At 60.6% G+C, this 12,802-nt stretch carries 9 protein-coding genes and 1 riboswitch; of the genes, 6 read left to right on the plus strand and 3 right to left on the minus strand.

Going from position 1 to position 12,802, the window contains the following annotated elements:
* Window positions 1-14: 14 nt before the first annotated feature.
* The 5 genes from M2366_RS07620 to mgtE all read left to right on the plus strand — a co-directional run bounded on the left by M2366_RS07620 (window position 15) and on the right by mgtE (window position 7,198).
* A complete protein-coding gene (locus M2366_RS07620; protein ID WP_042043334.1) occupies window positions 15-1,109 on the plus strand; it encodes a flagellar basal body P-ring protein FlgI in 1,095 nt (364 codons plus the stop codon).
* Between the two features lie 75 nt (window positions 1,110-1,184).
* Window positions 1,185-2,246: a flagellar assembly peptidoglycan hydrolase FlgJ gene (flgJ, locus tag M2366_RS07625; RefSeq protein WP_042043335.1), complete on the plus strand. Its 1,062-nt coding sequence runs from the start codon at window positions 1,185-1,187 to the stop codon at window positions 2,244-2,246.
* A 3-nt stretch (window positions 2,247-2,249) separates the two neighbouring features.
* On the plus strand, window positions 2,250-4,250 hold the full coding sequence (gene flgK, locus M2366_RS07630) for a flagellar hook-associated protein FlgK (protein ID WP_259235702.1): 2,001 nt from the start codon (window positions 2,250-2,252) through the stop codon (window positions 4,248-4,250).
* A gap of 3 nt (window positions 4,251-4,253) precedes the next feature.
* Complete coding sequence (flgL, locus tag M2366_RS07635; protein WP_042043338.1) at window positions 4,254-5,459, plus strand: flagellar hook-associated protein FlgL; 1,206 nt, start codon at window positions 4,254-4,256, stop codon at window positions 5,457-5,459.
* Window positions 5,460-5,573: 114 nt separating this feature from the next.
* A riboswitch (M-box (ykoK) riboswitch) is annotated at window positions 5,574-5,743 on the plus strand.
* 114 nt (window positions 5,744-5,857) lie between these two features.
* On the plus strand, window positions 5,858-7,198 hold the full coding sequence (gene mgtE, locus M2366_RS07640; RefSeq protein WP_259235703.1) for a magnesium transporter: 1,341 nt from the start codon (window positions 5,858-5,860) through the stop codon (window positions 7,196-7,198).
* Between the two features lie 63 nt (window positions 7,199-7,261).
* Here mgtE and ppx read toward each other — a convergent pair whose 3' ends face one another.
* The 3 genes from ppx to M2366_RS07655 form a co-directional block, all read right to left on the minus strand.
* Window positions 7,262-8,752, minus strand: a complete 1,491-nt coding sequence (gene ppx, locus M2366_RS07645) for an exopolyphosphatase (RefSeq protein WP_259269347.1) — start codon at window positions 8,750-8,752, stop codon at window positions 7,262-7,264.
* Window positions 8,742-10,814, minus strand: a complete 2,073-nt coding sequence (gene ppk1, locus M2366_RS07650; RefSeq protein ID WP_259235705.1) for a polyphosphate kinase 1 — start codon at window positions 10,812-10,814, stop codon at window positions 8,742-8,744. Before ppk1 ends, ppx begins: the two co-directional genes overlap by 11 nt.
* A gap of 81 nt (window positions 10,815-10,895) precedes the next feature.
* The gene (locus tag M2366_RS07655) at window positions 10,896-11,408 is read right to left on the minus strand and encodes a glycine cleavage system protein R (protein WP_259269348.1); all 513 of its coding nucleotides are present in this window, start codon (window positions 11,406-11,408) and stop codon (window positions 10,896-10,898) included.
* A gap of 192 nt (window positions 11,409-11,600) precedes the next feature.
* Between M2366_RS07655 and M2366_RS07660 the strand changes: the two genes are divergently transcribed.
* The gene (locus M2366_RS07660) at window positions 11,601-12,593 is read left to right on the plus strand and encodes a DUF2726 domain-containing protein (RefSeq protein WP_259235706.1); all 993 of its coding nucleotides are present in this window, start codon (window positions 11,601-11,603) and stop codon (window positions 12,591-12,593) included.
* Window positions 12,594-12,802 lie beyond the last annotated feature (209 nt).

Here is a 12,802-nt window from a genome sequence, read left to right on the forward strand (position 1 = left end):
TGCTAGGACAACCCATGAAACGACTCCGTCTACTCTGTCTGTGCTGCTGCCTGTTACCCCTGGCGGCCCAGGCTGCCCGTATCAAGGACATCAGTTCGGTCGAAGGGGTGCGTAACAACCAGCTGCTGGGCTATGGCCTGGTGGTGGGTCTGCCCGGCACCGGCGAGAAGAACAACGCCTTCACCGAACAGACATTTCGCACCATGCTCAACAACTTCGGCATCAAGGTGCCGGATAACATCAAGCCGAAGATAAAAGACGTGGCACCGGTGGCCATTCACGCCGACCTGCCCCCCTTCTCCAAGCCGGGCCAGACCATAGACGTGACCGTCTCCGCCATCGGTGAGGCCAAGAGCCTGCGGGGCGGCACCTTGCTGCAGACCTTCCTCAAGGGGTTGGATGGCCGCGTCTATGCGGTGGCCCAGGGCAGTCTGGTGGTCGGTGGTCTCGGCGCCGAGGGAGCCGATGGCTCCAAGGTGGTGGTCAATACCCCGACCGTGGGCCGCATTGCCAATGGCGCCACCGTCGAGCGTGAGGTGCCCAACTCCTTCAGTCAGGGCGATACCATCACCTTCAACCTCAATCGCTCCGATTTCACCACGGCGCGCCGCCTGGCGGAATCCATCAACAATCTGGTGGGGCCCAATACCGCCCAGGCACTGGATGCCACCTCGGTCAAGGTGTTTGCCCCCCGGGATCCGGGTCAGCGAGTCGCCTATCTTGCCACCATAGAGAACCTGGAGGTGGATCCGGGTGCCGAGGCGGCCAAGATCATCGTCAACTCGCGCACCGGCACCATCGTGATCGGCAGCCAGGTCAGGCTCAAGCCTGCGGCCATCAGCCATGGCGGCCTGACGGTGACCATTGCCGAGAACCAGCAGGTCTCTCAACCCAACCCGCTCGCGGGGGGGGATACGGTGGTCACCAACAACTCCACCATCAATGTGCAGCAAGAGCCGGGGCGCATGTTCAAGCTCGATACCGGTGCCACCCTGGATGATCTGGTCCGGGCGGTGAATCAGGTCGGCATCGCGCCGGGCGATCTCATGGCCATCCTCGAAGCCCTGCAGCAGGCGGGTGCCATCGAAGGTCAGCTGGTTATTTTGTAACATTCTCCAACCTTGGCTGCCCCGTGGCAGCCAACCGGCAAGGGCTTGCCACAGGCGGCAAAGAAGGTAAGCAAGATGGCGAATATCGACAATAAAGGCGTGGATTTAGGCATGGTGCAGGATATCCAGAATCTGGATAAGTTGCGTCAAATGAGCCTTACCAAGGAGGGCAAGCAGCAGGCGCTCCAGTCGGCAGCCCGCCAGTTCGAATCCATCTTCAGCCAGATGTTGTTCAAGGGTATGCGCGAGGCGAGCCAGGCATTGACCGCGGACAACCCCTTTAGCAGCAGCTACACCCAGTTCTACGAAGGCATGCTCGACCAGCAGCGAGTCTCCGACATGTCAGGGAAAGGCGGGCTGGGGCTGGCCGACATGGTGGTCAAGCAGTTCTCCCCTGACAGCTTCAAACATGAGGATGGCCGCGTCCTCAAGCTGCCCCAGCGCACCGAACGGGCGCACAAACCCTATGTGGCCCCGACCGGCAGTGAGCATGGTCTGATCGAAGCCTCCAAAGTTGGCAAGGATTTTGCTGAAAAGACCATGGAGCCAGGAGAGTTGACCGGGAGTGCCGCCCTTGGCAGGCGCCATCGCAGCATACCGGCCATGGGACAGCAGCCTCCTCAGGGGCTGCGCGACCCCTCGGCGGGCAGCGGTTTTGATTCCCCCAGCGATTTTGTCAGCAAGTTGATGCCGATGGCCAAGAAGGCCGCCGACAAGCTGGGATTGAACCCGGCGGTGCTGGTCGCCCAGGCGGCCCTGGAGAGTGGTTGGGGCAAGCGGGTCATCAAGGATGGGGACGGCCAGATGAGCCATAACCTGTTTGGCATCAAGGCCGATCCGCGCTGGCAAGGGGACAAGGCCGTGGTCAGCACCCTGGAGTATGAGCAGGGTGTCGCCTCCCGTCAGAAGGCGGCGTTTCGCTCCTACGACTCGTTCGAAGAGAGTTTCAATGACTATGTTGATTTCCTGACATCCGGGAGCCGTTACAAGGGCGCCTTGGCCAAGGCCGACAGCCCGGATCGCTATTTTGAGGCATTGCAGCAGGCCGGATATGCCACCGACCCCCAGTACGCCAATAAATTGAAACAGGTATTGCGCAGTGAACACATTGCCCAATACACAGACACGGAGCTGTAAAGCATGGCAAGCGATCTGCTTGGGATAGGAACCTCTGGGGTACTGGCGCATCAGAAACTGCTGCAGACCACCAGTAACAATATCGTCAACGTCAATAGCCAGGGCTATACCCGGGAACGCACCCTGATCTACACCAATGCCATCGGGTTTGGCACGGGTGAGAGCATGAGCGAGCGGGTGATCAACCAGTATGCCCAGGGTGAGCTGCGTCGCGACACCTCCGCCTTCAACGCATCCTCCATGCGTTTCGAACAGCTCTCTACCGTGGACAGCCTGCTGGGGGATACCAGCAACAGCGTCGGCACGGCCATCACCGCCTACTTCAAGGGGTTCCATACCGCCAACGAATCGCCGGCGGATCTGGGGGCGCGCAATACCACCCTCACCGGGCTCGGCAGCATGGTGAACCGCTTCCACACCCTCTCCTCCCAGTTCGACAAACAGAGTGACGTCATCAACGATCGCATCGATGACGAGACCCAGCACGTCAACAGCTTGCTCAATAACATCAACGAGATCAACAAGGCGATAGTGCGCACCCAGGGCACGGGGGAAGAGAACCTGATGCTCTACGATCAGCGCGATGATGCCATTGCCCAGCTCTCACAGAAGATGGATATCCGTACCGTCACCCAGCCCAATGGCAGCGTGCTGGTCAACATGAGCTCGGGCCACTCACTGGTGCTGGATGGCTCTGTGGCCCAGTTCACGGTGATCCCGGGGGATCCCGACTCCAGGGACAAGGAGCTGCAGCTCAATCTCGGTAAGAATCAGGCCAAGATAGACAACAAGGTGCTGGGGGGCGGCCTTGGGGGCCTCTTCTCTGCCCGTCGCGATCTCGAACCGACCAAGCGTGAACTGGGGCAACTCGCCATCTCCTTGTCCGACGCCATGAACCAGCAGAACCGCCTGGGCCTGGATCTCGACAACGAGCTGGGGGGGGACCTCTTCTCCTTGCCCAGCAGCGAAGGGCTGCCCTTTGCCAAGAACACCGGCTCGGGGGAGGCCATGGTCCACTTCGTGCCCGGCAAGGGGAGCGAGGTGACCGCCCTCGATTATGAGGTGAGTTTCAGCAGTGCCACCGGCTTTGAAGTCTTCGCCATCGGCAGTGATGGCAAGCGTACCTCCGTCGCCACCGGCAGCACGCCGCCCGCCAGTTTCGAGGTGCCGGGTCATGGACTCTCCATCGACTTGTCCGGCACGCCGGCGGCAGGGGACAAGCTGTTGCTGCAACCGACCAAACAGGCGGCAGCCGGGATTGAAAAGCTGATCAACCGCGCCGAGGATCTGGCGCTGGCCTCTCCCCTCAAGGCCGACAAGAGCAGTCAGAACCTGGGCTCGGGCATCATCTCCCTCGGCACCATAGGCAACACGGGGACAGGCTCGGGTTTTGCCAGCAATGACCTGGATCCCGCAGCGCCGCAAGTGGTCAAGATAGACGGCAGTGGCAACTATGAGGTCTATGAGAAAGATGGCACCACGCTCATAGGGGTCGCGCCCGCCAGCAGCAAGGGCCAGAACCTGATGGCCGCCCTCGAGAGCCCGCTCGGTGGCCCCAAGGTGTACGCCGATCCGGGTCAGAGCCCAGGCTATGAATTCAGCATCACGGGTCAGGTCCAGGCCAATGACAGCTTCACCCTGAGTTACAACAAGAATGGTTTCTCCGACAATGCCAACGGTCTGGCCCTGGCCGAGTTGCAGAACAAGGATCTGGTGCGCAAGAGCAGCAGCTCCGCCAGCGGCAATGACAAGATGACCTTCAACGAGGCCTATACCGGGCTGGTGGTCGGGGTGGGCAACAAGACCAGTCAGGCCAACACCGAGATGCTGGCCAACAAGGGCAAATTGGCGCAGAGCAGCGCCATCTTCGAGAGTGTCTCCGGGGTCAGCCTGGATGAGGAGGCGGGGAATCTCATTCGCTTCCAGCAGGCTTATGCCGCCTCGGCCCAGGTGGTCACCACCGCCAAAACCATCTTCGACACCCTGTTGTCATCAGTGAGGTAAGTCATGCGCATCACCACCAACATGATGTACAACCGCGGGCTCTCCTCCCTGAGTGCGGCGGCCGAGCGGCAAAATACCGCCTATGAGCAGCTCTACTCCGGGGACAAGTTCAAGACGGCGGGTCAGGATCCGTCCGGCATGAGCCAGAAGATGGCGCTGACCAAGGAGATAGACCTGTTCCAGCAATATGGCGTCAATGGCAGCCTGCTGGAGAACAGCCTGGGTCACGAGGAGACCATCCTCAGCTCCCTCAATGATGCCATGCTCAGTGCTCAGACCCTGATGCAAAAAGCGAACGACTCGGCCCTGAGTCAGACGGATCGCGAGTCTGTGGCCAAGGAGCTGGAAGGCTTGCAGCAACAGATGTTCGACCTGATGAACAGCAAGAATTCGCAAGGGGAGTACATCTTCGGCGGCAACCAGAGCAAGACTCAACCCTTCGTGAAGGATCCCAGCGGCAACTATGTGTTCCAGGGGGATACCGGTCAGCGGGAGATCCAGGTCTCCTCCACGGTGCGCATCCCCGCCAATGATTCGGGTCTGGATCTGTTCGAGACGGTGCCGACCCGGCGCACTGCCAGTGCCGATACCGCCGATATCCAGGTCAAGGTGGGGGCTCAAGGCCAGTTCGACAACTTCTATCGCACCAACTATGACAGCGCCCTGGCCAGCAACAAATACACAGTTACCACGGTGGCGGGGGTGCCGGATAGCTACCAGATCACCGACGTGGGCGGCAATGTGCTGCAAAATGGCGACTATGTGGCCGGGGAGGATATCAATTTCAACGGCCTCACCCTCAATCTGAGTCAAGGCGCCGGCACAGTGCAGGAGTTCTCCCTGGATCAGCCAAAGAACGACAACATTCTCAATGGTATCTCCGACTTTCTCGGTGCCCTGCGCGACCCGAATCTCTCCAATGATGACTTCCAGCTGAGATCGCAGGATGCCCAGGCCCATCTGGGCAATGCCCGCCAACGGATGGACACCGGGCTCGGTGCGCTGGGGGGGCGAATGAACAGCCTGGAGCAGGTGATGAGTTCCAATACCGGGCTCGATACCCTCAACCAGCAGGCCAGGGCCAAGGTGTCCGAGATCGATCTCTATGAGGTGATCTCGACCCTCTCCAAGGAGAATGCGGCCATGAGCGCCTCTCAGCAGGCGTTTAGCAATATCAGCAAGCTGACCCTGTTCGACTACATTCGCTAACCGGCTTGAGAGTTGTAAGGGATTGTTAATAAAGGCTCATAGCGTTTGACTCCCTGGCGGGTCTGACCGACCATAGCAGGGCAGGCAAGGTGCGTCGCATCTGCCTGCTTTTTCGCAGCATCTCGTTAGGCGAGGCTCCTGCATAAACACAGGCCACTGATCTCACGACGTCGAGAGACGCCCAAGCTCAGGACAGTTTTCATCGGATTAAGGTGTAAACCCAAGTGGCTTCCGGTTCGCCGGATACGTTATGCAGTGCTAAAGCTGGCACGTGGGGATGATGACACGCCGAACGGCGTCATTTCCTGCCGATTTCTCGTCCATCAATTGCTGTTTTCTTATCAGCCCATCCCTCGCGGGATAGCCCGGCTCGCCGGGATCACAAAGGCTTATCTTCGATGAAGAAAACACATCTGTTACTGAACCGTCATCAACTGCTCGACCTGCCCACCCTGCAGGCCTGGCTCGACAATGAACTGGCCCCGGATGCGCGGGCCGACCAGCTGCTCGCCCTGCGCCAGGAAGAGCTCAACTGTCTGTTTGATACCCTGGGGGCCGATGGCGCCCGACTGCTCGGCATGCTGGCCCGCACCTGCGGTGCCCGGCTGTTGCTGCGCCTGCACCCGAGTGTGCTGGCCCTGGTGCAAGGCAAGATCCCGCGCCGGGAGCTGCTTGCCATGTTGCGCAGCCTGGGGAAACGGGAGCGCGCCTCCCTGTTGGCGAGTCTGCCATCCGGGGTGAGTGCCGAGCTCAAGGGGCTGCTCCGCTGGCCAAGCGAGTCGGTGGGCGCTCACATGCGTCACGACTTCTTCACCCTCAAGGGGGAGGAGTCCATCGCCAGCGCCAAACAGCGGATCCACGATGCCTGGGACAACGCCGAGGTGTTCCAGGATATCTATGTGGTCGATGAGAGTGGCCAGTTGCTCGGCTATCTCTCGCTCAAGACCATGCTGGTGGCCGAGCCGGACAGGGCGGTGTGCGAGCTGATGGAGCGGGATCTGATCCGCCTCGACGCCCGCATGGATCAGGAGCTGGCGGCGCGGATGCTGGTGGAGCGGGATCTGCTCTCCCTGCCGGTGGAATCCGATGGTCGCCTGCTCGGCATCTTCCACCTGGATGATGCCGCCGACATACTCGAACTCGAATCCACCGAGGATGCCGAGTTGCAAGGTGGCTCGTCCCCCCTCGAAACCCCTTATCTCCATGCCACCCCCTGGCAGCTGTGGCGCAAGCGTATCGGCTGGCTGTTGATCCTGTTCGTGGCCGAGGCCTATACGGGCACAGTGCTGCGGGCCTTCGAGGAGCAGTTGGAGGCGGCCATCGCCCTGGCCTTCTTTATTCCGCTGCTCATCGGCACGGGCGGCAACAGCGGCACCCAGATCACCACCACCCTGGTGCGGGCCATGGCGGTGGGGGAGGTCAGTCTGCGCAACCTTGGCACAGTGCTGCGCAAAGAGATCTCCACCGCCATGCTGGTCTCGGTAGCCATCGCCGTGGCTGCCTGGGTACGGGCCTGGAGTCTGGGGGTGGGCGTGGAAGTGGGGGTGGTGGTCACCCTGACCATCATCGCCATCGTGCTGTGGAGCGCCATCGTCGCCTCCATCATTCCCCTGCTGCTGCGCCGCTTGCGGATGGATCCTGCCGTGGTGTCGGCCCCCTTCATCTCGACCCTGGTCGATGGCACCGGCCTCATCATCTACTTCGAGATAGCCAAGCTGATCCTGCCTGAGCTGAATTGAACGCGCAGAGATCAAATGCACAAAGGCAGCCCAGGCTGCCTTTGTTGTTTTCGGGGGTATGGTTCAGCTCAGTTGAAACAGCAAGGGCCAGCCATGCTCCTGGCAGTAGCGTTGCTCTTTTTCCAGATTCTGCATCAGCAGCCGGTTCTCCTCGCACCAGTCGGTTGGCAGGGTGACCACCAGCTGATCCCCGGCGGCCTGCACTCGCCATTCAGGCAACAGCTTGTCCTGGCGTCTGTGGTGGGCGGCCACCGCGAGGCGCAGGATGCGGATGCAGCGCAGCACAGTGTGTTCATCGTGGTTGGGCAGGGCGGGCAGCTCCGAGAGCTTGAGCCCCTTGCGCTGGAAGCGCACCAGAGCAGCAAGCAGGGCCTGATCGTCCTGGTTGAAACCGGGCAAGTCGGTATGTTGCAAGATATAGGCGGAGTGGCGATGGATGCCGCTGTAGTTGATGGCAAGGCCAATCTCGTGCAGTCGCGCCGCCCAGCCGAGGATGGCGCGATAAGGCTCGATGGGCATCTGCCAGGGATCGCTCAGGGCATCAAACAGGGGCAGCACGCTCTGCTCGACCCGGGTCGCCTGGCGCTTGTCGATGCGATAGTGGGTGGACAGCGCCAGGGCGGTGCGCTCGCGAATGTCGTGGTGCTGCAGACGCTCCTCGAACTCATAGAGCAGCCCCTCGCGCAAGGCGCCGTCCGAATACTCCATCCGCTCGATGGGCAAGGAGGTAAAGAGCCCAAGCAGGATGGCGACCGCCGCGGCAAACACCCCTTGGCGATCCTCGGCCAGGCCAGAGAACTTCAGCTGTTCGACCTTCTTGTGCTCGAGCAACTCCCGTTTGAGGCGCTCGAGCCCCGCCAGGGTGATACTGCCATCGGTCCAGCCTTCCCCCTGCAACACGTCGCGCACGGTACGGATCGAGCCGGAGCTGCCCAGGCAGCTCTGCCAGCCGAGCTTATGGTATTGGTTGATGATGGGGGCGAGCTGATGCTGCGCCTCCAGCACGGCACTGTTGAAGGCCTTTTCACTCAATTTGCCGTTGGCAAAGAAGCTCTGGGTGAAGCTGACGCACCCCATCTTGCGGCTGGTGAGCGCCTTGTGTTCGAATCCTTCGCCAATGATGAGTTCGGTGCTGCCGCCGCCGATATCCACCACCAGCACAGGCCCCTCGATATGCTGGGTGTGAGCCACGCCCTGATAGACGAGACGGGCCTCCTCCTGACCGCTGATCACCTCGATGGGGTGTTGGAGCAAGCTGGCTGCCTTGGCGACGAACTCGCGGGCATTGCTGGCCCGGCGCAGGGTATAGGTGCCGGCGATGCGGATCTGATCCGGCTTGATGTTGGTGAGCCGTTCGGCAAAGAGGGTCAGGCAGGCGAGACCGCGGGCCATGGCCTCGACCGACATTCTATGCTGATCATCCATCCCCTCCGCCAGCCGGACCCGCTCCTTGATCCTGTCGATGATCTGCATGCGCCCGTCGGTGAGACGGGCGATGACCATGTGGAAGCTGTTGGAGCCCAGATCGACGGCGGCATAAAGGCTATTGTCCATGGGGAGTTGACTCGATGCGTTTGAGATAGTCGTAGGTGGCAACCTGGGAGCGGATCTTGCGCCTGTTGCCCCGGTTTACATACAGGTTCTGCTGTTCTGCATCGATGACCCGCGCCTTGGTGGTGTCACTCAGTTGCAACTCCAGTATATCCAGGATGCGCTGCTTGAGCCGATCGTCATAGATGGGGGTGCCCACCTCGATGCGACCATCGATGTTGCGGCTCATCCAGTCGGCGCTGGAGATATAGAGCTGCACATTGCCCTTGTTGTGAAACACCATGACCCGTGGATGCTCGAGGAAGCGATCTATGATGCTGATCACTCTGATGTTTTCGCTGAGACCCGGCACACCGGGGCGCAGGGCGCACATGCCACGGATGATCATCTGGATGGGCACCCCGGCCTGGCCCGCTGCATAGAGACGGTTGATGAGGTCTCTGTCCACCAGATTGTTGATCTTGAGGGTGATGCCGCTGGGCAGCCCCGCCTTGGCGTTGGTCAACTCGTTGTCAATCAACCGGTAGAGCTGGCGGCGGCAGTTGATGGGGGAGACCAGCAGGTGATTGAACTTGTAGCGGCGGTAGGGGTACTCGATGTACTCGAATACTCCCTCCACCTCGGCGGTGATGTCGGGGTTGCGGGTCAGCAGGGAGAAGTCGGTATAGGTCTTGGCGGTCTTCTCGTTGAAGTTGCCGGTGCCGATATGGGCGTAGCGCACCGCCTCACCCTGCTCGAGACGGGTGATGAGGCAGAGCTTGGAGTGGATCTTGAGGCTGGGTACCCCGAACACCACCTTGACCCCGGCGTCGGTCAAGACATTGGCCCAGTCGATGTTGGCCGCCTCGTCGAAGCGGGCCCGCAACTCGACCACCACAGTCACCTTCTTGCCGTTGTTGGCGGCATCGACCAGAGAGTGGATGATGCGCGACTTCTTGGCGACCCGATAGATATTGATGCGAATGGCGCTCACTGCCGGATCGAAGGCCGCCTGGCGCACCAGCTCGGTGAAGTGGTGGAACTTGTGATAGGGGTAGTAGAGCAAGATGTCTTGCTTGGTAATGGCATCGAAGGCGTTGACGAAGCCATCAAAGTCGCGGCAATCGAGGGCCGGCAGCTTGGGGTTTTCCAGATAGTCACGGCCGACATTGGGGAAGCCGATGAAATCCTTGAAATTGTGATAGCGGCCACCGGACATGATGGCGTCGTAGGAGCTGATCTGCAGCTTGAGCTTGAGGAAGCTTATCATGGCTGCGGGCATCTCCCGCTCATAGACGAAGCGTACCGGCATGGCGGTGAGGCGCTGCTTCAAGCCATCACTCATCTTGTCGACCAGGCTGAGATCGAGCTGGTCGGAGAGATCGTACTCCGCATCCCGGGTCAGCTTGACCGCATAGGCGGCGATTTCATCGTAATCGAAGAAGCCCTTGAACAGGTCATCCAGACAGAAGCGGATGATGTTGTCGAGAATGATGATCTGTTTCTTGCGGCGGGTGCCCTCTGAGGGCAGTTGCACGAAGCGGGGCAGGTCGTCGGTCGGCACCTCGACCAGGGCGTACTGGATCACCTGGCCCTGCTTTTTCATCTCCACCGCTAGGTAGGTGTACTCGTCTTTCAGAAACTTGACCGGGTTCACCTCCTTGTTGAGCAAGATGGGGATCAGGTGGCGCAGCACCTTCTCCTTGAAGAAGACCCGCATCCACAGCTGTATGTTGTCGGAGAGCTGATTCTCGTTGACCAGGAAGATATTGTGGCGGGCGAGGGCAATCAGCAGCTCCTTGTAGGTGTTGTCAAACGCCTCGCCCAGCGCCATCACTTTCTGCTGGATGGCACGCAGCAGCCCCTTGGCCTCGTCATCACCGCCATGGACCTCGTTGATCAGGATGCGGCGCTTCACCTCGGAGACCCGTACCTTGAAAAACTCGTCCTGGTTGGAGGAGAAAATGCCGAGGAAGCGGATCCGCTCGATGAGCGGCACCGTCTTGTCCATCGCCTCCTGCAGCACCCTCTCGTTAAAAGAGAGCCAGCTCAGTTCCTTCTCTTCATACAGCTTGTCGGTGCTCATCAGTGCCTCTGTTTATCCAATCCCGTGGAACGAATGGGCCTCATTAGATGACGGTTTTGTGACGCTTTAATGACAGCAGCATCAATCTTCCACGTCTTGATCGATGTCGACCACCAGATCGTCCGAGAGGGACTCCAGGGCATCGATCAGGGTCGGCAGGGCCAGCCCCTGGGGCAGGGCGACCAGAGCATGGGCATAGAAGAGCGGCGCACCGGAGTGGGGGGCGGCCTCGCAGCCCGTGGTCAGGTCGATGACGTTGGCGCCGAGCTGGCGCAAGATGCTCGCCACTTCATGGACAATGCCGGGTCTGTCGTTGCCGGTGACCGTAAGCATCAGCTGGCGTTCGGGCTCGGCACTGAGCACCCCTTCGGCGAAGCTCACCTTGAGTCCGACCAGCAGGGAGAGCGCCTCGCACAGGGTACGGTAGTGGGCATCGTCCACGCTGATCTGGAGGATGCCGGCAAACTGACCGGCCAATTCGCTCATGGAACTGGCGAGCCAGTTGCCCCCTTGCAGATTGATGAGGGCGGCCAACTCTTCCACTATGCCGGGTCTGTCTGCGCCTATGACTGTGACAACCAATTGCTTTTGCATCCTGCTCTCCTTGTGTGTGAGTCCACTTCATTGTGCCTGCCGTTGCAGGCCAGATGAACCCCCTGACCCGGCCAAAACCGAAATTATTCTGCCGATGGCCGCATCCGGCCTTTGCGCCTTGACAGATAGCGGTTGTGGCCGGGGGTTGTGGTAATATTATGCCCCTCTTTCGTTAGTCGGATTGCCCCCTCCATGAATGGCTTGCTGTTACCCGGTCTGTTAGTACTGGCCCTCGTTGCTGTCCTGTTTGTCTGGCGTGCTCGCCGTGCCAGGCTTGTCTCCTGCTCCTTGCAAGAGACGCTGATGACATCGGAGCGCCATCGCGAGTTCGCGGCCTTGCAGGCACTGCTGCAAGGGGAAGTGCAACTCTTTACCCATGTTCGTCTCAAAGACGTGCTGCTGCCGGGCAAGGGGGTTGGCAAGGGAAAATGGCAAAAGCAGCTGGCCAGCATGGGGGATCGTCAGTTCGACTATCTGCTCTGTGACCCCGAGGATCTGTCGCTGGTCTGCGCGGTCGAGCGATTGGCGCCGGGGCAGGGCAAGCGTCGGCCGAGCCGGGATCGCTGGTTGCAGCAGCTGTGTGAGCGCGCCGACTTGCCGCTCTTGCTCCTGGGGGGGCAGGAGGCGGCGGATCTCGACGAGCTCAGAGAACAGGTGCAGGCCTTGTTGCTTGCCGAGGACGCGCTGGACCCCCTGATGGAACCCGCGCTCAGCGGGGGAGCAAGGCGCGAACCGACCTTCAACCCGCAATCCCTGGGTGCCGTGGATCTGGGCGATACCCCCAGGCCGCTGACTCGGCCCCAGGCCGATGCGGCGAGTGGGCGCACCAGCAAAGGGGCTGGCCGTCGTCATGACAGGGAGCAAGACACGGACAAGGCCCCCCTTGATCTGCCCATGATGAGATCCCTCCCCCAGACGTCTGCGAGTGGCGAGCCAGAGGCGATGCCCCAGGGGGTATTCACCGCCACCTCGCTGGATGAGGACGAGGAGGGCACGGAGCAGGACCACAAGATCCATGACCAGGATGATGCGGCGCCGGCCAAATCCCATGCTTGCCCACGCTGCAGCGCGCCTCTGCTGGATCGCGAGGCCCGCAAGGGGCCCTATGCCGGCAAGCAGTTTCTCACCTGTACCCGTTTCCCCGAGTGCCGCTATGCGACCCTCAAGCCGAACCCGCAGCACTGAAACTGGCGATCGGAATGGGATTTTCGGACTCGAGTGATTAAGGTTGGTGGGGCGTAACGTCCCTGATTGGAAACATCTGTTGCCACTATGTCGGCCAGGACACATTCTGGCGCGACAGTTTTTGACAAGGTGCCGGAATTTTGGCACTTTGTGCGCCTTGTGCCTCCCCCCGCTTGCGGGGTGGCTGGCGATAGCAATAAGAATCGGCG

The organism is Aeromonas sp. BIGb0405 (genome assembly GCF_024807335.1).
In the GTDB taxonomy this organism is placed as follows: Bacteria; Pseudomonadota; Gammaproteobacteria; order Enterobacterales; family Aeromonadaceae; genus Aeromonas; species Aeromonas rivuli.